This is a genomic window from Sphingomonas sp. GW821-FHT09B04, assembly GCF_059418285.1.
Map to the genome: position 1 here is coordinate 902906 of NZ_JBWKPO010000001.1, position 25895 is coordinate 928800.

General features: G+C 65.9%; 20 protein-coding genes. 10 read left to right on the forward strand and 10 right to left on the reverse strand.

Annotation, left to right across the window (positions count from 1 at the left end; genetic code table 11):
* Nucleotides 1–20: 20 nt before the first annotated feature.
* The 7 genes from AC07NK_RS04465 to AC07NK_RS04495 all read right to left on the reverse strand — a co-directional run bounded on the left by AC07NK_RS04465 (nucleotide 21) and on the right by AC07NK_RS04495 (nucleotide 11001).
* Nucleotides 21–1307, reverse strand: coding sequence for a four-carbon acid sugar kinase family protein (locus AC07NK_RS04465; protein ID WP_495169352.1), 1287 nt, complete (start codon nucleotides 1305–1307; stop codon nucleotides 21–23).
* A 6-nt stretch (nucleotides 1308–1313) separates the two neighbouring features.
* A complete protein-coding gene (locus AC07NK_RS04470; protein ID WP_495169353.1) occupies nucleotides 1314–2576 on the reverse strand; it encodes a ribulose-bisphosphate carboxylase large subunit family protein in 1263 nt (420 codons plus the stop codon).
* Entirely contained in the window at nucleotides 2576–4408 is a 1833-nt protein-coding gene (locus AC07NK_RS04475) for a beta-L-arabinofuranosidase domain-containing protein (RefSeq protein WP_495169354.1), read from the reverse strand. The genes AC07NK_RS04470 and AC07NK_RS04475 overlap by 1 nt, the downstream gene beginning before the upstream one ends.
* Before the next feature lie 315 nt (nucleotides 4409–4723).
* Complete coding sequence (locus AC07NK_RS04480; protein WP_495169355.1) at nucleotides 4724–5488, reverse strand: FadR/GntR family transcriptional regulator; 765 nt, start codon at nucleotides 5486–5488, stop codon at nucleotides 4724–4726.
* Nucleotides 5489–5709: 221 nt separating this feature from the next.
* Nucleotides 5710–8463 (reverse strand): TonB-dependent receptor, encoded by a 2754-nt coding sequence (locus AC07NK_RS04485; RefSeq protein WP_495169356.1) that lies wholly within the window; start codon nucleotides 8461–8463, stop codon nucleotides 5710–5712.
* Nucleotides 8464–8556: 93 nt separating this feature from the next.
* On the reverse strand, nucleotides 8557–9816 hold the full coding sequence (locus AC07NK_RS04490) for an MFS transporter (RefSeq protein ID WP_495169357.1): 1260 nt from the start codon (nucleotides 9814–9816) through the stop codon (nucleotides 8557–8559).
* Nucleotides 9817–9849: 33 nt separating this feature from the next.
* Entirely contained in the window at nucleotides 9850–11001 is a 1152-nt protein-coding gene (locus AC07NK_RS04495; RefSeq protein WP_495169358.1) for a mandelate racemase/muconate lactonizing enzyme family protein, read from the reverse strand.
* Nucleotides 11002–11187: 186 nt separating this feature from the next.
* Between AC07NK_RS04495 and AC07NK_RS04500 the strand changes: the two genes are divergently transcribed.
* Nucleotides 11188–11922 (forward strand): FadR/GntR family transcriptional regulator, encoded by a 735-nt coding sequence (locus tag AC07NK_RS04500; protein ID WP_495169359.1) that lies wholly within the window; start codon nucleotides 11188–11190, stop codon nucleotides 11920–11922.
* Between the two features lie 115 nt (nucleotides 11923–12037).
* Here AC07NK_RS04500 and AC07NK_RS04505 read toward each other — a convergent pair whose 3' ends face one another.
* The gene (locus AC07NK_RS04505; protein WP_495169360.1) at nucleotides 12038–12394 is read right to left on the reverse strand and encodes an L-rhamnose mutarotase; all 357 of its coding nucleotides are present in this window, start codon (nucleotides 12392–12394) and stop codon (nucleotides 12038–12040) included.
* An 84-nt stretch (nucleotides 12395–12478) separates the two neighbouring features.
* On the opposite strand from AC07NK_RS04505, the gene AC07NK_RS04510 reads away from it, so the two are divergent.
* The 9 genes from AC07NK_RS04510 to AC07NK_RS04550 all read left to right on the forward strand — a co-directional run bounded on the left by AC07NK_RS04510 (nucleotide 12479) and on the right by AC07NK_RS04550 (nucleotide 23165).
* Entirely contained in the window at nucleotides 12479–13660 is a 1182-nt protein-coding gene (locus tag AC07NK_RS04510; RefSeq protein WP_495169361.1) for an aldose 1-epimerase family protein, read from the forward strand.
* A complete protein-coding gene (locus AC07NK_RS04515) occupies nucleotides 13657–14403 on the forward strand; it encodes an SDR family NAD(P)-dependent oxidoreductase (protein ID WP_495169362.1) in 747 nt (248 codons plus the stop codon). Before AC07NK_RS04510 ends, AC07NK_RS04515 begins: the two co-directional genes overlap by 4 nt.
* Before the next feature lie 12 nt (nucleotides 14404–14415).
* Nucleotides 14416–15609 (forward strand): CaiB/BaiF CoA transferase family protein, encoded by a 1194-nt coding sequence (locus tag AC07NK_RS04520; RefSeq protein ID WP_495169363.1) that lies wholly within the window; start codon nucleotides 14416–14418, stop codon nucleotides 15607–15609.
* Complete coding sequence (locus tag AC07NK_RS04525) at nucleotides 15606–16724, forward strand: carbohydrate ABC transporter substrate-binding protein (RefSeq protein WP_495169364.1); 1119 nt, start codon at nucleotides 15606–15608, stop codon at nucleotides 16722–16724. The genes AC07NK_RS04520 and AC07NK_RS04525 overlap by 4 nt, the downstream gene beginning before the upstream one ends.
* Nucleotides 16721–17491, forward strand: a complete 771-nt coding sequence (locus AC07NK_RS04530; protein ID WP_495169365.1) for an enoyl-CoA hydratase/isomerase family protein — start codon at nucleotides 16721–16723, stop codon at nucleotides 17489–17491. Before AC07NK_RS04525 ends, AC07NK_RS04530 begins: the two co-directional genes overlap by 4 nt.
* 165 nt (nucleotides 17492–17656) lie before the next feature.
* On the forward strand, nucleotides 17657–18613 hold the full coding sequence (locus AC07NK_RS04535; RefSeq protein WP_495169366.1) for a 2-hydroxyacid dehydrogenase: 957 nt from the start codon (nucleotides 17657–17659) through the stop codon (nucleotides 18611–18613).
* A complete protein-coding gene (locus AC07NK_RS04540; protein ID WP_495169634.1) occupies nucleotides 18597–19397 on the forward strand; it encodes a kinase in 801 nt (266 codons plus the stop codon). The genes AC07NK_RS04535 and AC07NK_RS04540 overlap by 17 nt, the downstream gene beginning before the upstream one ends.
* A gap of 64 nt (nucleotides 19398–19461) precedes the next feature.
* Nucleotides 19462–21096 (forward strand): rhamnogalacturonidase, encoded by a 1635-nt coding sequence (locus tag AC07NK_RS04545; RefSeq protein ID WP_495169367.1) that lies wholly within the window; start codon nucleotides 19462–19464, stop codon nucleotides 21094–21096.
* Nucleotides 21093–23165 (forward strand): glycoside hydrolase family 2 protein, encoded by a 2073-nt coding sequence (locus tag AC07NK_RS04550; protein ID WP_495169368.1) that lies wholly within the window; start codon nucleotides 21093–21095, stop codon nucleotides 23163–23165. Before AC07NK_RS04545 ends, AC07NK_RS04550 begins: the two co-directional genes overlap by 4 nt.
* A gap of 19 nt (nucleotides 23166–23184) precedes the next feature.
* On the opposite strand, the gene AC07NK_RS04555 is transcribed toward AC07NK_RS04550, so the two are convergent.
* A complete protein-coding gene (locus AC07NK_RS04555) occupies nucleotides 23185–24999 on the reverse strand; it encodes a DUF885 domain-containing protein (protein WP_495169369.1) in 1815 nt (604 codons plus the stop codon).
* Between the two features lie 39 nt (nucleotides 25000–25038).
* A complete protein-coding gene (locus AC07NK_RS04560; RefSeq protein WP_495169370.1) occupies nucleotides 25039–25764 on the reverse strand; it encodes a helix-turn-helix domain-containing protein in 726 nt (241 codons plus the stop codon).
* Nucleotides 25765–25895: the final 131 nt, after the last annotated feature.

The following is a 25895-nucleotide window of genomic DNA, read 5'->3' on the forward strand; positions in this document are numbered from 1 at the left end:
CGTCCGCGATCTGCGCCTCCTTAGCCGCCCTTGCGCACGGTTTCGAAGAAATCCTCGCCCCCCATCTGCCCGCCCTTGAGCACCAGCTCTAGTCCGTCGATTGCGGGATCGGTCGAATGGGCGCGGACCAGCGGTGCGCCGCGCTCGATGGGCGCGGCCCAGACGAGGGCGTCGATGCCGAGCTGGGCAACGCCATGGCTCGAGGTATCGCCGCCCGCGAACAGCACACGCTTGAGACTTGCGCGCCCCACGACGTCGCGGGTTACGCGACCAAGCGCCTGACCCAATTTCTCGCCCGCAGCGGGCGCGTCGGTGTCGAGTGGCCCTTGGGCGGAGGCGATCAACGCGCGGTTGGCCTGCGTCAGCGCGGAGAGCGCGGCATCAGCGAGACGTGCCTCTTCCGCGGATGATCCTTCGAGCAACGCCGGCACATCGGCGCGCGCTGCGACGAACCCGTTGGCGGCGCTGCGCGCGATCTGGCGGGCGGTGACGGGGGAACAGCTCCCACTTACCACCAGCAGCCGATCCACCTCGGTGGCGCGGGTAGCGGCGGGCTTGCCGGTAACGATTCCCTCAGTCTGCCACGCCGGCACCAATGCGCGCGTCACGCCCGAACTGCCCACGGCGAAGCGCACGCCACGCGAACGCAGGACCGCCCCGGTCGCGGCAAGATCGGCTAAGCTGGTGCCGTCGAACAGCAGCGCGTCATTGTCGCGCGCCGCGTCGAACGCGGCTCCGGCCTCGCCGGACTGGATGCGGTCGAGTGGGACATGGCCGATCTTCGCATTCGTCTGCGCAGCGAGGTGGCGGATCAAATCCGCCTCGTGCATCGGGGTGACCGGGTGGCGCGACATGGTCGGGTGGCGGTCGATGCGATGGACCAGTGTACCTGCCGCCGCGAACAGATTGGCGAAGGCGACGTAGCGGCCGAGATGCGGCGCCGCGACGACGATTGCCCCCGGTCCGCCGAACGTCCGCACGCCGATATCGAGCGCGCGCCCGATCGATCCGACATGCGGTGCGCTGTCGAAGGTCGAGCAGGTCTTGTAGTGGATCAGCCCTGCATCGCTGAGCGCCGCGAACATCGCGGGCAGCTGCGCGTCCATCCATTCGGGAGAGCGGCTGCGCGCATCACTGGCGATGCCGATCGCGCGGGCATCGGGAAACCGCGCGCGCAACGCCGCATCGGGTGCGCGCAGGAACAGCACCGCGGATACGCCGCCCTCGGCGAGCTGCTCGAGCACGTCGGTCGATCCGGTAAAATCGTCTCCGATAAAGGCATAGAGCGGCGCGGGCATATCAGCCATTTGGAGTCAGCCGCCGAATGCGCCGAGCGCCGCCTTCAGTTCGGGTGCGTCCTGTGCGGCCTGCTCAACCGACACGCCCGCGACCGCGGCTTCCCATGCCTGCTGCAATGCCCGAACGCCCGCCGCCGGGCCGCCCGGATGCGCCATGATCCCGCCGCCCGCCGCGAACATGCAGTCGACCGAACCGAGTGCCGCATAGGTGGGCGCAGCCTGTTTCGCCGACTGGCCCGAGGAGAAGACCGGCATGATCTCGCAGCCCTTGTGCGGGGCCGGGAACATCGGCGTCAGGCATTCGCGCGCCGACGCGATCACGCTTTCGTTGCTCTCGCAGAATTTGTTGTTGATGCCGTTGACGTGCGTGTGGTCGATGCCAGCGAGCCGCCAGAGCTTCTGGAAAGCGATATAGCTCATGCCGAGAGCGGGCGAGCGGCCGAGCATCCCCCAGCCATTGCGGTGACCGTGGATCGGCAGCCTGCTATGCGCACGCAGCATCCTCATGGCGGGCAGGCCGATTGAGTTCATGCTCGCCATGATGCAGGTGCCGCCTTGCGCCACGACATGATCGTGGCGGGCGAGCATCTCGTCGATCTCACCGGTCAGGTTCGCGGCGAACATCACCTTCTTGCCGGTCTTGTCGGCATGGTCGTTGATCACGCGCATGACGGCTGTGATGCGTTCGTCGAACGGGCAATGCGGGCCATCGGCCTGCAGCTCGTCGTCCTTGATGAAATCGATCCCTGCGTCGACCAGCGTCTTCACCTGTGCGGCAGTGGCTTGCGGAGACATGCCGACGCTCGGCTTGATGATCGTGCCGATGATCGGGCGGCCATGCACGCCCGCCAGCTCCCGCGTGCCTGCTACGCCGAATTGCGGCCCCTGATAGCGGGTCAGGAATTCGGGCGGCAGGCTCACATCGATCAGCCGCAGGCCGGAGAAGGCCTTGAGCTCGGAGAGGTTGCCGTTGATCGTCGCCAGCAGGTTGGGAAGCGACAACCCCATGTTCGACACCGGCCACGACAGCACGACCCGCGCTCGCCGCCGCCTTCCGTCCCAGTTTTTCGGCGTGCCCGATCCGGGGAGCGAAGGCTTCTTGACCTCGCCCAGCTCGACCAGTTGCTCGACGCGTGCGGCATGGGCCTCGCGCAGTTCGTCGGTCTCGCCCGGCACGCGCACGAAGGTGCCGGTCGACTGCTCGCCCGCCATCGTTTCCGCCGCCTGTTGCAGCGGGAACGCGGTCTCGATCTCATAGGTGGCGGTGACGCGGGTCATCACGCGGTCTTGAAATAGGTCGTCGTGCGCTCGGTATCGACCGCATAGTAAGGCACGAACACCAGGTTCCGCTGACCGACCTTTGCGCGATAGGATTCGGCATGACCCGGCATCGGTGTGAGCGCGCCGGGAAGCGGAATCGTCTCCTGATCGATCCCCTCCCACGGGTTGAGGCCGACATACATGACCGCGCCGCGCATCACCGCCTGCAGGTTCGGGTTCTCCGGATCGATCGCCAGCGTACGCAGCGGCTGCGGGATGTTCAGTTCGACGATGTCGCCCGCCTTCCACACGCGGCTGACCGTGGCGAGTTGGCCCGGCGTTGCCGCCTGCGCCTTGCCGTTGACCAGCAGTTTCGCACCTTTGGTCCAGTGCGGGATGCGCAGCTTGAGCGCGAAGCGGCCATTGCCGGCCTTACGGACGCGCAGCTTCACTGTGTCGGCGACCGGATAGTCGGTCTCCTGCACGACCTCCACCGCGCCGCCGGGGCGGTCCCACGTCACTTCGGACGGGGTGTAGAGGTTGACCAGCAGGCTGTCGTCGTCGTGGAAATAGGCGTTGAGCACATAGTCGGCGACGCCCTGAACCAGCGTGCCCGAGCAGCATGGCCATTTCTGATGGTAGTAGCGCTTCTGCCCCTGCGCGCCGTAATCCGAATAATAGGGATAGCCGCCATCGCTGTCGGGCAGGCGTGTCGCGAGCATCGTATTGTAGAGCGAGCGCTCGAGTCCGTCGCCATATTGCGCCTCGCCGGTGAAGCGGATCAGGTAGCGCGCAAGCTTCAGGTCGGCGAAGGCGCCGCATGGCGTCTCGTAATGTGCCTTCGAGGTCTTGAGGCTCCTGGCGAGGTTGCCCTGGCCGAGCACGACGAACTGCTCCTCCGGGCCCCAGCCGCCCGAGGCGAAGCGCTGCGGCTCCATGAACTTCCACGCATTGACCAGCGCCTTCTTGTACTTCTCGTCGCCGAGATGGAGGAAGGCCTGCGCGCCAGACGCATTACCGATGGTGTGGCTGTAGGCATGCTTGGTCGGCAGCACGTCCTCGCCCGCGGCAAGCGGGTCGAACCACTCCTTGTTGAGGAGATAGTGCACTGCCATGTCGTGATACTTCCGGTCCCCGGTGATCTCCGCGACGTGGAACAGGTTCTCGGAGATGACATAGGTCTCGTCGTAGGGCGGCTCGGTCTTGCCGATGCGGTCGCGCGAGACTGGCGAGATGTACGGGCGGCACTTCTCGATGATGATCGGCAGCAGCGTCCTGGCCTGCTCGGCCCCGCTGAGGCGATAGGCATCGACGAGGCCGACGACATATTTATCCATGACATAGGCGGCCCACTGTGCCTGCGCCTTGGGGCCGGCATAGGGGTTGGTCGCGGTGACCATCGCCTTGCCCCATTCGCTGACGAGCAGGCGGACCTTCTCATGCGCGGCCTGATCCCCGGTCGCCGCGCCATAGCGCGCAAGGCCGGAGATATACTGGCCCAGTGTCAGCCCGGCGACGAAGCCGTCCTTGTCGTACCAGCCGCCCATGTCGGGTCCGGGGGCGGGAAGGCCGGCATTCTGGCGGAACACCTTGAGGATGCGGTCATTGTCGAGCGCGAGGAAATGCGCGTGGATATGGTCGAACTGGCGCTTGATGCGGCCGCCGGTGAGCCTGACCTTGCCATAGGCGAATTCGTGCATCACTTCCTTGCCCTTCAGGGTTCCCGAAGCTTCGGTAGCGGCCAGCGCGCTCGCGGGCAGGGCGCCCATTCCGGCAGCCGTCGTCGCGCAGGCGGCGCAGTGCATGAAGTGTCGCCGTGACAGGCTGCCAGTCATTGGGCCGTCAGTCATCCAATCCCTCCCTAGGCGTTCGCCCCCTTTCGAACTCTTTCGGATTCGCGGGGAATTGAAAATATAATAGTATTATTATGACTCGGGCGCAACCGATCGAAGCCGACGCATCGATGCTCCGATTGTCATTCGTCACCTTCACATCCAGCCGTCGCCCCGCCATGTGCCGGGGTGACGGGGAGACGAGGACAGCATTAGACGCTTCAGGACCGTCAGCGGGGACAGGTGGACCCCGGCACAGGGCCGGGGTGACGAACGAAGAATCGCCGGAAGAGCGCTTCGGAAAAGGCGAAGGAACGGTGTTCCTAACGATGCCTATTTGCGGCGCCGGGTCGTGCTCTTCTCGATTCGCGAGACGCCATGCCCGATGATGTCGCGCATGGCGCGGGCGGCGCGCTCGCCGTCGCGCGCTTCGATCGCATCGACGATCTGGCCATGGCCGCGTACGCTGGTCTGGTGCTCCTCGGCTTCGTTGACCGGCGAGCTCATCCGGAACGACGCCATCAGCGCGGTCTCGATCACCGCGGAGAGCGAGCGCATCAGCGCATTGTCCGACGCGTTGCCGATCGCCTTGTGGAACTGGAGGTCGGCCTCGGCAAAGTCGCGTGCGCTGTCGGTCGCGTCGCGCATGCCGGCGAGGTGATGGCGCATCTCGGCCAGATCTGCATCGGTACGGCGTTCGGCGGCGGCGCGCGCCGCGGCGGATTCGATCGCGACGCGGATCTCGGCGAGGTCGCGCAGGAAGGTCATGTCGAACCCCTGGCTGGCCTTCCACGCGAGGATATCGGCGTCGAAATAATTCCAGTGTGCGCTGTCGAGCACCGTGGTCCCGACACGTGTTTTGGAGACGATCAGCCCCTTGGCGGTCAGCGTCTTGAACACCTCTCGCAGCACCGTGCGCGAAATGCCGAAGCGCGCGAGGATCTCGGCTTCCTGCGGGAGTTTCTCGCCCGGGACGATGACGCCCGAGAGGATTTCATGACCCAGAATCTGCGCCACCTGGTCATGGCTGGAGCGGATGTTACGCGCAAACCGGCCGAAGCGGGGTTCGTCCTTTTCGTTCGCCGCCTGATCCTTCACCCGTAGCACCCGTTCCTGCCCCCCGTTTTCGGCTGCTGCATTCCCCGGCTCAGGAGCAAGGCGCGCGGCCGATTCCCCCTGTATGGGGCGAAGCGCGGCGTATTTCCATCCGCCATTTGTCAGGCGATTTCGCTCCGAAAAGAAGCGGGGCGCTCCGTCGGGTCGAGTGGACCGCGACGGAGCGCCCCTGGGCCGTGCCGGGGAGGGGTGGCAGGCGGCTGTCAGAAGCGGACCCGGACACCCGCGGAAACGCGGCGGCCGGTCTTGCGATACTCCTTGGTGCGATCCTCGCTCACCGAGTAGATGAACTCTTTGGCGTTGTTGAGGTTGATCGCGTCGGCGAAGACGGTGAAGTGCTTGCCGACATCGTAGGACAGACTCACGTCGAGCTGGCCATAGGCGTCGAAATATTCCGGTTCGCCGTTACGGCCCGACGCGACCTGCAGGAAATTGTCGCGATAGGTATAGGCGACACGCGCCTGCACCCCGTATTTCTCGTAGAAGCCGACCAGGCTGTACGAGTTCTTCGACAGCCCCTCGAGCCCGAAGCTCACATTGGCGACCGCGTTGCGATACTCTGCGTTCGAGTCGGTGTAATTGTAGCTTGCCTGGATGCCGAAGCCGTCGAACGGGGCGGGCAGCCAGTTGTCGAACGACTGGCGATAGCCGATTTCGAAGCCCTTGACCGTCGCGCCCTTGCCATTGTCCGGCACGGTGACCTGGAAGGTCACCTGATCGACGAGCTGCGGCGTGGTGGTCAGCGTCACGAAGGACTGGATGTCCTTGTAGAACGCCGCTGCCGAAATCAGCGATCCGGGCGCGAAATACCATTCGGCGCCGGCTTCGACCTGCTTGGCGCGGAACGGCTGCAGATCGGGGTTGCCGCGGCGGATCGTCTCGTTGCCGGGGTTGGTCTGGATCGTCTGGCGCGGTGACAGGTCCGACAAAGTCGGGCGCGTCAGCACCTTCGACGCGGCGAAGCGCAGGATGAAGTCTTCGGTGACGTTCAGGCGGGCATTAATCGACGGCAGCCAGTCATGGTACTTGCCGCGGAAGCTGATCGGCTGCACCGGCGAGACGACGATGGTATTCTGTCCGCCGCCGGTCGGCCGTGCGCTCAGCACCTGCCGCGATGCGCCCGACGACGTATAGTCGGTATCCTCGTAGCGCAGGCCGACATTGACCGCGAGGTCCATGCCGCCGAGCTGGCCCTGCCACGCCGCCATGGCGTAAGCGGCCTTGACCTTCTCGTTCACAACCGACGATGCGGAGGGCGAGAAGACGCCGGGGTTGAACGTCTTGCCGTCCTGCGCCGCGAACTGGTCGATCGTGCGGATCATCTCCTGCGGGCTATAGATCAGCCAGTCGCGGATGATGTTACCGCCACCGCCGGAGAAGAAATAGCGGTCGGTGGGCGCGAACAGAGACTGCGGCAGCACGCGGTTCGAGTCGCAATAGGTGCACTGCTCGCCGAACGGAGTCTCGTCGGCAGTGATCGTCTTGATACGGCTCTGCGCAAGCGCGCCGACATAGAGCGTCAGATTGCCGTTGCCCGGCTTCCACTCGATGTCGGCCTTGTACTCCTCGATCTCGTCGTCGATGTTCGAGCCGCCGCCCCAGATATAATAGTGCGCGGTGACGCCCTGCGGGTTGGTCGCGGCATTGGCGTAGTTGGGGCTGGTGAAGCCGTAATCGTAGATCGGGCTGCCGCTGCGCCGGTCGAACGACATGTCGACGCCCTTGCGGCGGATCGTCGTGAAGAGGTTGTTCTCCTTGCCGCGGCGGCGCGCGTCGGAGAGCGAGCCGTCGAGGCGGACGCGCAGCGTATCGGTGGGCTGCCAGTCGACATTGATGCCGAACTGGTCGGTGGTGACGTCGCGGTCGTCATACTGGATGATCTGATCGACGAAGCCGCCGGTGTAGCGCTGGTAGACTGCCTCGCCGCCGGTCTGCACACCGTTGACGACGCTGCCGCCCTGCACGACCTGTTCGGCGAGAATGCCGCCGGCAAAGTCATAGGCGAGGCCGGTCTGCTGCTCGCGGAAGCGTGCCTTGGAGTAGAGTGTGTCGACCGTCACGGTGAGCGTGTCGCTCGGGCGCATCTGCACCGAACCGTTGACCGCCCAGCGCTTGAGGTTGCGCTCGAAGAAGAAGGGCGAAAGGTTCGACGGCATCGAGACGCCGCTGAAATTCTGCACCCCCGCGCCGATGCGGCCACGCGAGACACCCGCGAGGTTGTAATAGGAGTCGCCCGCCGAACGCTTCACATGGCCGGCGCCGATGGTGAACTCGTCGATCCGGTTGTCCTGCTCCGAATAGACGCCTGCCAGCGCGACGCCGAAGGTGCCGGCATCGTTCTTCCAGCTCGCCACGCCCGAGAATTCGGGGTTCCAGCTGTCGGCGATTTCCGACCACATGCCGGTCGCCGACGCGGCGACCTTGAAGCCCTGCTTCTGATCGAGCGGGCGCAGCGTCTTGACGTTGATCGTCGCGCCGATCGACGATCCGTTGAAGTTTGCCTGGGGCGACTTGTAGACGTCCGCGCCCGAGATGACTTCCGACGGGATCACGTCGAACGAGAATTCGCGGCCGTTATTGTCGGTCGCGAGCGTGCGGCCGTTGACGGTGACCGCGTTGAACTTGGGACCGAAGCCGCGGACGGTAACGTAGCGGCCCTCACCGCGGTTGCGCTCGATCGTGACGCCGGTGACGCGCTGGAGCGACTCGGCGACATTCTGGTCGGGCAGCTTGCCCAGATCCTCGGCGACGATCGAATCGACCACGCTGACCGCGTTGCGCTTGATGTCGATCGCGGCGCGCTCCGAAGCGCGGATGCCCGTGACGAGAATTTCCTCTCCGGCCGGGGCAGCGTCGTCGGCCTGCGCGGCCGGCGCGTCCTGCGCAAGGACGGGCTGGGCCAGCGTCAGCGCGCTTCCGGCGACAGCAGACAGCAACAGGGCACGGCGCAACTTCATCTTCCCCTCCTCGGGCATCATTATTTGACGTCAGAATGGAACAAGCCAATCCGTATGTCAAATTATCATCATACATATTATAAATAGCGGCGTTCAGCGCACTCCGCGGATCGGCAGAACGCACAGCGCCGAGCCGAACACGAAGATCACGGCGGCCCAGAAGATCGCGCGATAATCGTTGGCAAACAGGTGCAGCAGCCCGGCCGCCATCACTGGACTGATGATTTGTGGGATGTTGACCGCGGTGGTGAGGATGCCGAGATCCTTGCCCTCGTCGCCGAGCGCGCTCTTGGGCAGCACCTGAGTCATCAGCGCCATGTCGATCGACATGAACATGCCGTATCCGACGCCGATGATCGCGGCATAGGCCCACATGCCGTGCATGTTCGGCGCGGCGAGCGGCGCGACCATCGCACACCCCATGATCAGACTGCCCATGATCACGAACGGCTTGCGCGCCTGATACCGGTCCGAAAGCCAGCCCGAGATGAGCGATGAGGCGACAAGGCAGATCAGCGTGACGATCGCCATATTGGCGATGGCGATGTTCGACGCGTCGTTGGCAAGGCCGATATAGTCGCGCAGGATATAGAGCAGATACGCCGCGACCGCCTGATAGCCCATATAGATGAAGAAGCGGCTGGCGAACGCCCAGGCGAAATCCGGGTGCTCGCGCGGAGAGATCCAGAAACCCTTGAGGAACTCGCCCCAGCGCATCTGCCGGCGCGGCATATGGTCGCTCGGCGGCTCGCGGTTGATCGCGACGAAGGCGATGCACGATGCGGCGACCGCGCCTGCGAACAGCCCATAGGCCAGCGCGCGCTCGCCCGCGAGATAGCCCGCGACGACGGTGCCCGCGGTCAGGCCCGCCGTCATGCCCGCGCCGACGATGCCGCTGACCGCGCCGCGCGTCTCGGGCGCGAAACGGTCGGCGATCAGCGTCGTCATCGCCGGCTGCATCGCGTTGTAGGCGACCGCCGCCATCACCCACAGCACCATCAGCGACCAGAAGCTGGTCATCCATGACACGCCGAACAGCGCTGCCGAACCGATCAGCGACGCGATCGCGATCCAGGGCGAGCGGCGTCCCCAGCGGCTGCGCGTGCGATCCGACAGTGCGCCCGCGATCGGCGTGGTCAGCGTCGAGAAGATCGAGGTAATGAAGAAGATCAACGCGAGGTTGTTGGCCTTCGACCCCTCATCCAGCTCTGCGACCTGGTTGGGCAGCAGCACCCCGAGCACGCCACTGTAGAGCGCCATCAGCAGGAAGAAATTGACCATCAGCGATAGCTGAAGCTTCGTCCGTTGCGGCCCGAGCACATAAGCGGGGTTGGGGTCGGCGGCGGTGGCCATGGTCTCTCCGGTGATCGCTTCTTGTGTCTGGTCTTATTCGGCCGCCTGCGGCCCGTCGGGCACCAGCCGCAGTCCCGCCTGCCGCGCGCGGCGATGCGGGCCGCCCGCACTGTTCCAGCCGGGCGCGGCGCCATTGGCAAGCGCCGCTTCGTCGATCGCGATGCCAAGGCCCGGTGCGTCGCCCAGCCGGATGCCGCCATCGGCAACCGTCTGATCGACCGTCAGGCCGTTGGGCGCCTTCCAGTCCTGCACCTCGATCCCGATCATATTGGGCATTGCGGCGGCGGCGTGCGCCACCGGATTCATATTATAGCCGACCGGTGAGACAGGAAGATTGCGCGCGTGCGCCGCGGTCGCGACGCGCAGGAAATGGGTGATGCCCCAGACGCTGCCGGTCTGGACGACGTCCACGGCCTTCGCATCGAACAGTGGGGTGAACTGGTCGAGCCCGGTCAAATTCTCGCCCGTCGCCACCGCGGCGCGGCAGGCGCGCGAGATGCGGGCATGGCCCTCGGCGTCCCAGCGGCGCACCGGCTCCTCGATCCAGGTCAGATCGAGATTGGCCTCGATCTCGGCGAGGTGACGCACCGCCTGCTTGACGTTCCACGTCTCGTTGACGTCGAGCATCATCGCCGGGCGGCTGGTATTGGCCGACAGGATGTCGCGTGCCGCCAGCAACCGGTCGATGTCACGCCGGATCTCGCGCCCGCCCTTGATTTTGGCGGAGGTGAAGCCGCGTGCTGCCCAATCGCGATAATGCGCGGCAAAGGCGTCGTCATCGAGTCCGTAGCACAGGCCCGAGGCATAGCCGGGGACGAACCGGTCGAGCGCGCCGAGCGTGCGCCACAGCGGCTCGTCCGCCATCTTGGCTTTGAGGTCCCACAGCGCCATGTCGACCGCGGCGATCGCGCCATAGGTCGCGCCGGCATGACCGGTCTTGAACACATGCGCGAGCATCGAATCGTAGAGCGCGGTGACGGCGCGCGGATCCTGCCCCTCGACCGCCGGGAACACGCGCGCGATGTCATGATGCTGGCCAAGTCCGATGCCGGTCAGCCCGCCATCGGTCTCGATCAGCAGGATCGGCACTTCGGTCACACCGCTCTGCACGACACCGTTGACGTCGCCCACCGGACGTCCCCAGTCATGGGTCGTCGTCAGGCTGCGATATCCGGTAATCTTCATAGCTGGTGGCGCCCCTGTGCCGGGCATTGCTTCCGCCCGTTGTCGAAACATAGTATGTATTATCTTTCCGAATTCGCAAGCCCCGTTGCAAGCCCTTGACGTATCGGGCGTTGCCGCTTCACCCTTTTGCGACGATGACGTAGAGTTCGGGTTTGGAGAGCGGAACGGCGTGAGCGAGACAGGGCAATGAACAGCGAAGTAACGGCCGCGCATCAGCGGGTCCGCCGCCGCCCGCGCTTGTCCACCGCGGTGGTCGAGGATCTGGTCAATGCCATCGTCATGGGCACCTATCCGGTCGGCACCGCGCTGCCGCCGGAGAATATGCTGTGCGAGATGTACGACGTCAGCCGCACCGTGGTGCGCGAGGCGACGACGGCGCTGACCGAAAAGGGGCTGGTCGTTTCGCAACAGGGCCGCGGCACGATCGTGCGTGGCAACCGCGCATGGAATATGCTCGATCCGATGATCCTTTCCGCGCTGTTCCAGGGCGAGGACGGGCTGCGCTATCTCGATAACCTGTCGGAGGTGCGGACGCTGCTCGAATCGGCGATGGCGGCGAAGGCGGCGGCCAACGCCACGTCCGAAACGGTCGCCGAGCTCGCCGCTCAGATCGACAAGCTCGAAACGCTGGTGACGATGCCTTCGGCCTATGTGGTCGAGGATCTGCGCTTCCACGACATCATCATGGATATGTCGGGTGATCGCCTGAGCAAGGCGATCATCGACGGCATCCAGTCCGAAGCGCTGCGCACGCACGGCTATTCGGGCAAGCTCAGCATCGAGCACGTCAAGCTGACCCACGCCGCGCACCGCAACGTCTATGAAGCGATCGCCGCACGCGACCCCGATCGTGCGTCGAAGGCGATGCGCGAGCATATCGCCGGATCATGGGATAAGCGGCGAGCTCAGCCGCGGGGGTGATCGTCACCCCGGCCTTGTGCCGGGGTCCACGGCACCCCGAAGGATGTGTTTGCGCCTCTTGTCAGGCGCCTGCCTACCGGTGGATCCCGACACAACACCGGGATGACGGGTTGGGCTATTTCTGCTCCGCCAGCGAATAGATCTGTTCCATCTCGACCCAGGTCCGCCCGGGTGCGAACGGCAGCGACTTCTGGAAGCTCGCCATCAGTCCGTCCCACGCCGCGACCTCCGGGTTCTCGGCATCGCGGACCCGCTTGGTCTCCGGATCGGGCGCTTTGTCGGTGTCCTGCTCCATCGTCATGAACATCCGGTCACCCACCAGCCAGATCTCCAGCGATTCGACTCCATCGGCGCGGATCGCGGCATTCACTGCCGCCGGCGGCCCGCCGGGTTCGTGCCAGCGGCGATAGGCGGCGATCAGCCCGGGATCGTCGTGCAGATCGACGGCGAAGCAGCGGCGAACGAGTGGCATCTGGAAATCTCCCGAACGTCGATTGACGCAAAGTGCTATCCTGCCTTAAACATCATACATCGTACAATATGATGATGGAGCAGGATGGTGCCGAGGCTCTATGGCGAGACTCTTAACCGGCGCGACCTTGCGGCGCGATCGGGTTCGCTGTCGCAATTCGCGGGCGTGCGCTTGTCGACGCTCGGCGACGGGGTCGAGCGCGGCGTCCGGCAACTGGAATTCCGCACCGGGAGCGGCCTGCGTTTCACCGTCCTCATCGATCGCGCAATGGACATCGCCGAGTGCGAGCATAACGGCCGCGCGGTCGGCTGGCATTCGCCCTCGGGCTTCCGCCACCCGGGGTTGCATGATTATGAGGGTGAGGGCGGGCTCGGCTGGTTCCGCTCGATGTCGGGCCTGCTGATCACCTGTGGCCTCGACCATGTCCTGTTCATGCACGACGATCCCGCCGGCCACTATCACTATGGCCCGCGCGAGAAGGTTTCCTCTTCGCTGCACGGGCGCATCGGTACGATCCCGGCGCGGCTGACCGGCTATGGCGAAAGCTGGGAGGGCGACCGCTGCGTGCTGTGGGCTGAGGGCGTGGTCCAGCAATCGACCGTGTTCGGCGAGGACCTGCACCTGATCCGGCGGATCGAGGCCGATGTCGGCGGCAACGAAATCCGGCTGCACGACCGCGTGGTCAATCACGGCTTCTACCGTACGCCGCACATGTATTGCTACCATATCAACGTCGGCCATCCGGTGGTGGCGGAGGGGTCGCGCTACGTCGCCCCGATTCGCGACGTGATCTGGGCCGCACATCAGGACACGTATCGCGAGCAGAATACCGGCTACCGGACCTTTCCTGCGCCGATCGTCAATTTCCACGAACAGGTGTGGCAGCACGACATGGCGGCCGACGCGCAGGGCAAGGTCAATGTCGCGGTGGTCAATGAGGCGATCGGCTTCGGCTTCGAGGTCGAGACGCGCAAGGACCAGTTCCCGGCGATGTACGAATGGCAGAACCTCCACGCCGGCCATTACGCCGTCGGGATCGAGCCTTCGACCAACCATGTCATGGGCAAGGATTTCGCGCGCGATCGTGGCGAGCTGACCTGGCTCGAGCATGGCGAGGCGCGGCGCTACGACAGCGTCTTCCGCATCCTGCCGGATGCCGCCGCGGTCGCCGACGCGGTGGAGCGGATCGAGGGTGTCGCGCTCCAGCCCGCTGGCGAATACCCGATGCCCTCGGGCAATTTCCCGCCGATCGGCGGTGCCAAGTGAAGGGCCGCGTCGTTCTTTACACCGGCGCTGCGGGCGGCCTTGGCCTCGACACGACGCTGCTGCTGATCGAGCGCGGCGCGACGGTGGTCGCGATCGACAACGACCTCGCCAAGGTCGAGGCGCTTAAAGTCGCTGCTGAGGGCAAAGGACTGGGCAAGCTCGTCGTCTCGACCGCCGACCTTTCCGACCTCGCGGGGTTTCGCGCCACGCTCGATCAGCTCGCGCGGCATATCGGCGGGTTCGACGTGGTCATCAACAACGCCGCCATCTACCCCTCCAAACCGTTCGAGGACTATTCGATCGAGGAGCATCAGGCGGTCCAGCGCGTCAATGTCGATGCAGGCATCGTTGCGGTTCAGGCGGCGCTGCCGGGGATGCGCGAACGCGGTTTCGGCCGCATCGTCAACGTCTCCAGCATCACCGTGTCGGGCGGCTGGGCCAACCTTTCGCCCTATGTCGCGTCGAAGATGGCGCTGGTCGGTCTGACCCGCGCCTGGGCGCGCGAGTTCGGTACGTACGGCATCACGGTCAACGCGATCGCGCCCGGCGCCTTCCCGACCGACGCTGAGAAGATTCACCCCGACCCCGAGGGCTATACCCGCATGGTGCTCGACGCGCAGGCGATCAAGCGCCGCGGCACCGCCCATGACATCGCCAACGCCATCGCCTTTTTCGCGAGCGACGAGTCCGGTTTCGTCACCGGCCAGACGCTGCACGTCAACGGCGGCTGGACCATGAGCTAAGGAACAGACGACGTGACCAATATCCTGAGCGGCATCCGCGTGCTCGACTGCTCGATCGCGATGGCCGGCCCGTTCGCGGCGCAGCGCATGGGCGACATGGGCGCCGACGTCGTGAAGGTCGAGCCGACCGGCGGCGAGTGGCAGCGCCACGCATCGGCCGGCGGCGCCAATGGCAACCAGATCAACGTCTCGTTCCTCTCCCTGAATCGCAACAAGCGCAGCCTCGCGGTCGACTTGAAGGCGCCCGAGGGCAAGGCGCTGCTGCTCGAGCTGGTCAAGGATGCAGACGTGTTCCTGCAGAACTACCGCCCCGGCGTCGCCGAGCGGCTGGGGGTGGATTACGCGACGCTCAGCGCGATCAACCCGCGGCTGATCTATGTCTCGATGTCGGGCTATGGTGAGGACGGCCCGTACCGCAACTATCCGGGGCAGGATTTGCTGCTTCAGGGCATGTCGGGCGCGATGATGTCGACCGGCGCGGAGGGCGCGCCGCCGTCCGCCGCGGGCCAGTATCTGGTCGACGCGGTCACCGCCTATTCGGCGTTCGAGGGCGCACTCGCCGCGCTCTTTCACCGCGAACGCACCGGCGAGGGCCAGCTGGTTCAGGTCAACATGCTCGATGCGATCACCACGATCCAGATGCAGGAATTGTCGGTGTTCACTGTGGGCGAGAAGCCGCAGGCGCGTTCGGCCGAGCCGCACGCCCACAGCTATATCCGCGCACCCTATGGCGTGTTCGCGACGCGGGACGGCTACATCACCGTCGCCATGGCGTCGCTCAAAAAGCTCGGCGAGCTGTTCGCGGACCCCTTCTTCGACGGCCTCGACGACGAGCGCGACAGCTGGGCGCTGCGCGACCAGATCTTCGCCAGAGTGAAGGAACATCTGCCTGCGCGCACCAGCGTGCAATGGCTTGAGGCAATGCGCGCGCGCGATATCTGGGCCGGCCCGGTCTATGGCTATGCCGATCTGGTCGAGGATCCCCAGATCAGGCACAATGGCACCTTCGTCGAGTACGACCACCCGACCGAGGGCCGGGTGAAGGCGCCGGGTTTTCCCATCCGCTTCTCCAAGACCCCTTCGACGGTCGAGCGCGGCGCGCCGTTGGTCGGCGAGCATAGCCGTGAATTGCTGCGTGAAGCCGGGCTGGACGATGCCGCGATCGAGGCTCTGATCGAAGCGGGCGTGGTGCGCCAGCACGCATGAGCATGCCCAATTATCGCGGCCTGACCTGGGATCATCCGCGCGGCTACAATGCGCTCGCGGCCGCGGCGGCGCAGGCGGACACGCTGGCGCTGCGCTGGGACACACACCCGCTCGAAGGGTTCGAATCGCATCCGATCGGCGATCTCTGCGCGCGCTATGATCTGGTGGTGCTCGATCACCCGCATGTCGGCGAGGCGGTTGCGGCGGAGTGTCTTGTGCCGGTCGAGGAGCTGTTCGACGCGGACGAGATCGCGGCGTGGCGTCGCGCAATCGCGGGACCGTCGCTCGCCAGCTATCACTATGCAGGCCAGCACTGGGCGCTGCCGCTTGATGCAGCAACTCAGGTGATGGCGTACCGTCGCGAGAGCGTGGCGCTGCCTCCGCTCGAATGGGCGCAGCTCCCCGCCTTTGCCGCAGATCATGCGGTCGCGCTCTCGCTCGCTGGCCCGCACGCGATACTGAGCTTCCAGTCGCTCTGCGGCGCGTTCGGCTTCGAGCCGGCCGCGCCGCGCGAGGGGTTCATGGATCGGGCCGTGGCACGCGAGGCCTATAGCCTGATGGCGGTGCTGACCGGCCCGGTCACCCGCCGCGCGTGCGACCTCAATCCGATTGCGATGCTGGGCGCGATCGAGCGCGGCGAGGGGATCGACCTGTGCCCGCTGATCTATGGCTATGTGAACTACGCGACGCGCGGCGTGGGCTTTGCCGATGCGCCCGCCGGTCCCGGTGGCCGGATCGGTTCGACGCTGGGCGGCACCGGGATCGGCGTGTCGAAGCGCTGTCAGATCACGCCCGAACTGCTCGATCATCTGCGCTGGCTGATGTCGGAGCCGGTGCAGCGCGGCTTCATCCCGCGGCATGACGGGCAGCCGGCACTGCGCTCGGCGTGGCAGGACGTCGCGGTCAATTCCGCGACCGGCGGCTTCTTCGCCGCGACGCTCGCGACGGTCGAGGCGGCATTGCTGCGTCCGCGCCATGACGGGGCGATTGCCTTCCAGGCCGCGGCTTCGGCGCGGCTGCGCGCGGGGTTGCTCGACGGCGACGCCGCCGACCCCGTGCTCGATGACCTCGAAACCTTCTACCGCAGCCAACATCCGGCCGGAGCCGAGACATGACCGACGACCTCCTGTTCACCGTGGCCGACCATGTCGCCACCATCACCCTCAACCGCCCGGCCAAGCTCAATGCGCTGACGCCCGAAATGGCCGCCGCGCTGATCGCTGCCGTGGGCGAGTGCAACACCAGCGACGCGGTGCGCTGCGTCGTCATCACCGGCGCGGGCGAAAAGGCCTTCTCGGCCGGCTCCGACATCACCACGCTCGACGGCTATGCGACACCGTGGGACTTCCGCAACCGCGACGATTATTGCGACGCGCTGCGTGCCTGCCGCAAGCCGGTGGTCGCAGCGATCAATGGCTATGCGCTGGGCGGCGGGCTCGAGACGGCGATGGCCGCCGACATCCGCATCGCCAGCACCAGCGCGAAGTTCGCCGCGCCGGAGATCAAGCTTGGCTGGATCGGCGGCGGCGGGATGGCGGCGGGGCTGACCTATTCGATGGGGGCGTCCAACGCCGCGCTGATGCTGTTCACCGGCGACATGATCGACGCCGACAAGGCGCTGGCCGGGGGGCTGGTGAGTGAAATCGTCGCGCCCGACGCGTTGCACGCACGCGCGCAGGAAATCGCCGCGACGATCGCGTCGCGCGCACCGATCGCGGCGGAGACCGCCAAGCTTAATCTGCGCGCCGCGCACACCATGCCGTGGGACAAGGCGATCGAATATGAGCGCGACCTGCAGGCGATCTGCTTTGCGACCGAAGACGCGAAGGAGGGCCGTGCCGCCTTCGCCGGGAAGCGGGCACCGGTGTTCCAGCGGCGCTAGGGCGCTAGCCACTACCAACGGACCTCCGCCTCACGTGCCGTCACCCCGGCCTTGTGCCGGGGTCCACTGGGAGGCAAGCGTGGAACGAGAGGCTCTCGCTTCACCGGTGAGACTGGGTGGACCCCGGCACAAGGCCGGGGTGACAGAAGGGAGTTGGAACGCATCATGGCAAGACCGAAGATCCTCCTCACCCGCCGCTGGCCCGAAGCGGTCGAAGGGCGTCTGGCCGCCAGCTACGATGTGACCCACAACGAAGCTGACCTGCCGATGGACGCTGCCGCGCTGACGCAGGCGATGCGCGAGCATGATGCGCTCTGCCCGACGGTCACCGACAAGATCACACGGGAGGTGCTCCTCGCCGAAGGCCGCCGCGCGCGCATTATCGGCAATTACGGCGCGGGGTTCGAGCATATCGATCTCGACGCCGCGCGCGAGGCGGGCCTGACTGTCACCAACACGCCCGATGTTCTCACCGACGCCACCGCCGACATCGCGATGACGCTGATCCTGATGGTCACCCGCCGTGCAGGCGAGGGCGAGCGCGAATTGCGGGCGGGTGAGTGGACCGGCTGGCGTCCCACCCATTTGCTCGGCCGCTCGCTACGCGGGAAAGTGCTCGGACTGGTCGGCTATGGCCGTATTGCGCGCGCCGTGGCCGAGCGGGCCAGGGCATTCGGGATGGAGGTCGTGGTGCACAGCCGCAGCCGCGCCGGCGATGTACCCGAAGCGGCGTATCACGCTTCGCTCGACAGCCTGCTTCGCGTCGCCGATGTGGTCTCGCTCCACGCGCCCGGCGGCGCGGCGACGCGGTACATGATCGACGCTGCGGCACTGGCGACAATGAAGCGTGACGCGGTGCTGGTGAACACCGGGCGCGGCACGCTGATCGACGAAACGGCACTCGCCGAAGCGCTGAAGGCCGGCACGATCGCCGCTGCCGGGCTTGACGTGTACGAGCGCGAACCCGCGGTCGAAGCCGCACTGACTGACCTCCCCAACGCCGTGTTGCTCCCGCACCTCGGCTCGGCCACGCTCGAGACGCGCGAGGCGATGGGCATGAAGGTTGCCGACAATCTCGACGCCTTCTTCGCCGGGCGTGAGCCGCTTGACCGCGTCGCCTGAGATCGTCGCGCAGGCGACAGCAGGCTGGTTGAACGGCCCGCGCCCGCTGATCCTCGGTATCTGTGGATCGCAGGGCAGCGGTAAATCGACCCTCGCGCAGGGCCTCGTCCAGCGGCTCGGCGTGCGCGCCGCGATCCTCTCGCTCGATGACCTCTATCTCGGCAAGGCCGCGCGTGCGGAGTTGGCACATACTGTCCACCCCTTGCTCGCCACGCGCGGGGTGCCGCTGACGCATGATGTGGCGCTGGGCTGCACGATCCTCGACGCAGTGAAGGCCGGGCAAGCGGTGCGCCTCCCGCGATTCGACAAGGCCAGCGACGATTCATTGCCCAGAGCGCAATGGGAGCCCGTCGATGGTCCGCTCGACCTGCTGATCTTTGAGGGCTGGTGCATCGGGGCTGCCGCGCAATCGCCTGCCGATCTCGCCGTGCCCGTCAACGATCTTGAACGGACCGAAGACCCGCACGGCGTCTGGCGTCACGCGGTCAACGATGCACTCGCCGGTCCCTATCAGACGCTGTTCGCGCGCATCGACCGGCTGGTGCTGCTCGCCGCGCCCGGATTCGAGGTGGTGCGAGGCTGGCGCGCCCAGCAGGAGGCGGATCTGCGCGTCTCGCTTGCCACGCAAGGCCGCGATCCGGCGCTGGCGATGAACGATGCGCAGATTGCCCGCTTCATCCAGCACTATGAACGCATCACCCGCGCAATCCTCGCCGAGATGCCGGGACGGGTTGATCTGACGCTCCGGCTGGCCCCCGATCGCTGCGTGATCGCTCAAACCTGACTTACAGCTTGCAGTCGATGCCCGGCTAATTCATCATACTATAAACAAGGACAGGAGAGGATCATTGCTCGAGGCACGGGCCGAGTTCAGTCGCAGGACGGCATTATTGGGGGCAGGCGCGGCGTTCGCGGCGAGTGCGATGCCGGTCCGCGCGACGGGATCGCTCACCGGTTTCCACAATGTTCGCGACTATGGCGCGAAGGGTGACGGCAAAGCGGTCGATTCCCCTGCCTTCAACCGCGCGATCGAGGCTGCGAGCGCCAGCGGGGGCGGCACGATCGTGGTGCCGCCGGGCCGCTATCTCTGCTTCTCGATTCGCCTCAAGAGCCACATTACGCTTGTTCTCAGCCCCGGATCGGTGATCGAGGCAGCGGACCCGAAGAAGCACAGGGGCGAGTATGACTTGCCCGAGGGCGTGTTCGAGGAGCAGCTGGTCGATTACGGCCTCGCGCACTTCCACAACAGCCTGATCTATGGCGACGGGGTCAGCGACATCGCGATCATCGGCCATGGGCTAATTCACGGCCTCGGCCTCGACCGCGAAGGGCCGGCGCCGCGCTGGCACGGGATTGCGGGCTGGAAATCGCCGGGCGAGCTTGGCCTCAGCCCCGACGCCGCACGTCGCGCGATCCCCGGGGAGATGGAATATGAGGGCCGCGGCAACAAGGCGATCGGCCTGACCCGTTGCCGCAACATACTGCTCAAGGATTTCTCGATCCTGCAGGGCGGACATTTCGCATGTTACGTGCTGGGCTGCACCAATGTCCGCATCGACGGGTTGACCGTCGATACCGACCGCGACGGCATCGACATTGATTGCTGCCGCGATGCGCGCGTCACCAACTGTGTGGTCAATGCGCCCAAGGACGACGCGATCGTGCTCAAGAGCAGCTACGCGCTTCAGCGCCCGGTATTCTGCGAGGATGTGCAGGTGATCGGCTGCAAGACCAGCGGCTATCTGCTCGGCAGCGTGCTCGACGGCACCTATCGCAAATCGCCCTATCTTGCCCCCGACAAGGTTGGCGTGCTCGGCCGCATCAAGCTCGGCACCGACAGCGCGACCGGCTTCCGCAACATCCTCATCGCCGATTGCGTGAGCGAGAATGCGCGCGGGCTTCAACTCGGCGCGATCGATGGCGGCGTGCTGGAGGACGTCACCTTCCGTGACATCAACCTCGTCAATCCGGTCAATCATCCGATCTTCCTGCGCCTGTCCGCGCGCAATCGCGCGCCGAAGGGCGCGGGGGTGGCGAAGGTCCGCCGCGTGCGCTTCACCGATATCCAGGTCTCGGGTGCGCGGATGGAATATCCGTGCGGTGTCGTCGGCATCCCCGATGGGATCATCGAGGATGTCAGCTTCCGCGGCGTCCATGCGACGGCGGCAGGTGGCGGAACCGAAGCGGATGCGAACCGCACCGTCCCGGAGCGGCGCAACTCCAGCCTCGAGCCGAGCTTCATGGGCATTCTGCCCGCGCATGGCCTCTATGCACGGCACGTCCGCAATTTGAGCGTCGTCGATTGCGGCTTCGACACCGCGACGCCTGACGCACGGCCCGCCGTCGCGCTGGAGAATGTGGACGGCGCGGTGATTGATCGCCTCACTTCGCCCAAACGGCGCGAGGCTGCGGTGCGCACCGACGCGGACAGCCGCAATATCGCGATCGGATCGATTCAGACGTTTACGGGAACAGGGGTATGATGCGTTTCATTCAACGGAGCCTGATCTGGCTCGCCGCGCTGGTGCTCGCGCCGGTCGCGCTCGCGCAGGAAACTGCGCTCACGCAGGGCTGGCGATTCGTCAAGGAAGACGCGACGGGCGCGCAGGCCCCCGACTTCGATGACATGCGCTGGTCGCGGGTCGCGGTGCCGCACACTTATAATGCAGAGGATTCGGGGATCGGCGGCGCCAAGGCGCGCGGCGAGCCCGAGGGCGTCTATTATCGCGGCCCTGCCTGGTATCGCCTCAAACTCAACCACAAGGCGCTCCCTAACACGCGCTACCTGCTCCATTTCGGTGGCGCGACGCTCAGGGCTGATGTCTGGCTCAACGGCGAGAAGCTTGGCAGCCATGAAGGTGGTTATGCGGCATTCCGTTTCGACGTCACCGGCAAGCTGCGCGCGGGCGAGAACCTTCTCGCCGTCCGCGTCGACAATGCGAAGAATCCGCACATCTCGCCCTTGAACGGCGACTTCAACATCTTTGGCGGCCTCTATCGCGAGGTGAAGCTGATCGCGACGTCCGATCTCCATCTCGACCGGCTCGACCATGCCGGGCCGGGGATCCGAGCGCGGACCGAAGCGCTGGGCAAGAACAGCGCGACGATCGGTACGACGGTTGCGGTGGTCAATGACCGTGCTGCGCCCGCGCGTTTCGACATCGTTACCCGCATCGTCGATGCGCAGGGCAAGGCAGTCGCCACTCAGCGTAGTCCGCTCACTCTGGCGCCCGGCACGCGCGGCACCGCCGACCAGCGTTTCACGCTCAAGGCGCCGAAGCTGTGGGAGGGCCGCAAATCCCCCTATCTCTATCGCGTGGAGAGCGAGGTCGTCGCAAACGGGCGCGTGGTCGACAGCCAGTCGGTGCCGCTCGGCGTGCGTACCGTCGCGGTCAGGCCCGACGGCATCTTCTTGCTCAACGGCAAGCACTACCCGCTCTACGGGGTCAATTTGCAGCACCCGTCGCGCTTCGGCCGCGGCCCGATCGTGACTCAGGCCGAGATCGACGAGGATCTGAAGATCTTCGACGAGATGGGCGTCACCGGCATCCGCCTCGCGCACATGCAGCATCCGCAGCGCGTCTATGACCGCGCCGACGAGCTCGGCATCCTGATCCTGACCGAAGTCCCGCTGATCGACGATCACGACCAGTCGGACGAATTCCGTATCAACCTCGTTCAGCAGATGCGCGAGCTGATCGCGCAGACCTACAACAATCCTTCGGTCGCGCTCTGGGGAATCGGCAACGAGATCCGCAAGTCGGACACCGCCTCGAACCGCATCCTCGCTGAGCTCAATTCGACCGCGAAGACGCTCGATCCGCTGCGTCCGACCACTTACGCGCATTGCTGCCTCGACGACAGCGATCCGGTCGCGCTGCACAGCGATACCGTGTCGTACAATCGCTATTTCGGCTGGTACTGGACCAAGTCGGAGGACATCGGTCCCTGGGCGGACGAGCTTCACGCCAAGCTGCCGACCCGCCCGATCGGCGTCAGCGAATATGGTGCCGGCGCCTCGCTGCTTCATCAGGAGGATCCGGTGGTGAAGCGCCCCGAATCCAACGGCTACTGGCATCCCGAGCAATATCAGACCGACTTCCATATCAAGCACTGGCTCGAGATGAAGAAGCGGCCGTTCCTGTGGTCGACCTTCGTCTGGGTCGGGATCGACTTCCCCTCGTTCAAGCGCAACGAGGGCGACCGCCCGGCGATCAACGACAAGGGGCTGGTGACCGAGGACCGCAAGCCCAAGGACGCCTATTTCTGGTATCAGGCCAACTGGTCGGACAAGCCGATGCTCCACCTCACCAGCCGCCGCGACATCAGCAAGCGCACGCAACGCGTGAAGGTGATGGCCTTCTCGAATCAGCCCTCGGTTGAGTTTCGCCTCAACGGCGGGGCATGGGCGAGCGTGCCGGTGACCGATCGGATGGCGGTGTGGACGATCGACCTCGCCAAAGGCGAGAACCGCGTCGAGGCACGCACCCGCACCGCGGCGGGCGAAGCACTCACCGACGCGGTGACATGGACCTACGCGACGCGGCCCTGATCGCAGCGCAGCGCGGCGGTTAACCGCCGCGCTGCGCTGCGATCCAGCGGTCGATCATCGACTCGAGCACGGATACCGGCATTGCCCCTGCGGCCAACGCGGTATCGTGGAAGGCGCGGATGTCGAACTTGTCGCCCAGCGCTTTGCGTGCCTTCTCGCGGATCGCCACCCAGCGTGTCTGGCCGACCATGTAGCTGGTCGCCTGTCCCGGCCACACGCAATAGCGCTCCACCTCGGTGATGTTGCCGCGTTCGGCCGTACCCAGCGCGTCGTTCATGTACTGGATTGCCTTCTCGCGGCTCCAGCGCATGTGGTGCAGCCCGGTATCGACCACCAGCCGCGCCGCGCGGAACATATAGGACTGGAGATAGCCCAGCCGCCCGAACGGATCGTCGGCATAGGCGCCCATCTCGTCCGCCAGCTGCTCGACATACAGCGCCCAGCCTTCGGAGTAGACCGAATAGGCGGGCAGGCGGCGAAGCCGGGGGATACCGGTCGCTTCCTGTGCCAGCGCGATCTGGTGGTGATGGCCGGGCGTCGCCTCGTGATAGGTCAGCGTGGGCAGCGCCCAGCGCGGGTTCTCGGCGGTGTCGCGCAGGTTGATGTAATAAGCGCCGGGCCGCGACCCGTCGACCGCGGGGAGCTGGTAATAGCCGTTGGTCGCGCCCGCCTCGATCTCCGGCGGAACGCGGCGGATCTCGACCAGCGCGCGCGGCAGCCGTCCGAACATCTCGGGCAGTCTTCTCTGCATCGCGATGATCTGGGTGTTGAGCTCGGCGATCAGCTTCGCCTTGCCGGCATCGGTGTTGGGATAGACGAAGCGCGGGTCCTTGCCCATCGCGTTCAGCCGCTGCGCGACGCTGCCCTGCGTCATCCCCTGCGCGCGCAGGATCGAATCGGCGCGCGCGGTCAGATCTGCCATCTTCTCCAGCCCGAGCTGATGAACCTCTTGCGGCGTCATCCCGGTCGTCGTCGCGTAGCGCAATGCGTAGGTATAATAGTCCGCGCCCTGCGGCAGTCGCCACACGCCGGCATCGTGCGTGGCGCGCGGTCGCGCGCTGCGCAGCTCGGCGATCTGGCGCTGCATCGCGGGATAGATGTCGCCGCTCACGATCTTCGCGCAGCGCGCCGCCCAATCGCCGGGGATCGACTTCGTCTTGGCGGTCAGGTTGGTGACGAGGATATTTGCCTCGGGCGCGGGCGAAGCGACCTTGGCATAGATCTCGAGCGTGCGGTCGATCACGAAATCGGGCGGGATGACACCGGCGGCATGATCGGCCTTGATCCGCCGGGTCTCGTTGTCGAGTTCCACGGCGAAGGCGGCGCAGCGCGCCAGATAGGCTTCGGCGTCCGCCGCATTGGCGATGCTGTGCTGGTTGGTCAGGAAATCGGGGATCGAGCGATAGATGCCGCTCAGCTGGGTCACCGGATGCGGTTCGGGCCAGCCATGCAGGCCATAGCTGAACGTGTCGTAGGCTTTGACGAACGTTTGCCAGGGGCCGTGGAAGGTCTCGTAATTGACCAGGTCCATGCCCGACAGCTTGGCCGGGTCGATCGTCGCGAGCTGCTTCAGCCCCTCGCGATACAGGTCATGCGAACGCCGTAGGCCTGCAGGGCTGCGGTCGGTCAGCTTCGATTTGGCGCCGGCATTGGCGCCCTTGTCCAGCCCGAGCGCGGTGCAGAATTCGGGATCGGTCTCGAGCAGCCGGTCGTACAGCCTCTCATAGATCGCGGTCAGCCTCGCACCCTCTGCGCTCTGGCTTTGTCCCGCGCGGACGGCAGGCGCGAGCGCGGGGAGCAGCGCGGTGGCGATCAGGGTACGGCGGTCGATCATGCGGCGAGGTTCCGTGCAAAGATGGGTTCGGGATGATTCCTACGGGGCCGCGCCCGCGCCGGTATTGAACCCAGTTGACCGCCGCCGCCATCCGCCGGGCGTCAGGCCTGTCAGCATCGTGACCGCCCGCGTCATATGCGCCTGATCGGCATAGCCCAGCTGGTGTGCGATTGCCGCGAAGGATGTCTCACTGACGCGCAATGTCGCCACCGCGGCGCGGGCGCGCGCGCTCGCACGATAGGCCTTGGGGGTGCAGCCATAGGCAAGGCGAAAGCCGCGACTCACCGTTTCAGGGCGAACGCCGGCTTGCTCGGCCCATTGCCCCAGTGTGATATCCGGCATTGCGCGCAGATCGGCGGCGAGCGCGTCGGGCCAGTCGAGCGTGGAAGCGGTCGTCGCGACGAATTGTTCGGCGAGCATGGCGCGCGCGGTGATCAGGTCGCGTTCGGCGATGCGGACCAGCAGATCGGCATCCGCAATCCGCCCGCGCACCGTCCGGGCCTGTGCGAACTCGACCGGGAGCGGCAGGATCAGCACCTCTGTACCGCAGGAATCGAATCGGTCGAGATGCGATTCAAAGCCATGGTGGATCAGGACGTCGCCGGCGCGGACGTTCCACCGGCCTTCGTCGCCAGCCTCCTGATATCCGCCCGACAGCACCACCGCGACGAACGGATCGTCATGGCAATGGCGCTCGCGCACCTCGTTTGCCTGGTGGCGCAACCGCCCGAGCGGCGCTTCGGCAAAACTGTGCGACGAACCCATCGTCGGTCTTCTAGGACGGCGATCCCCGTGCCGTCCATAAGGGTAAGCACGGCAGGCGACGCCCGGTACGCAACCGGTCGACGCCTGCGCAGCGTCCTTCACCTCGTCTTTGCTCGTCGCGGAGACTAGGG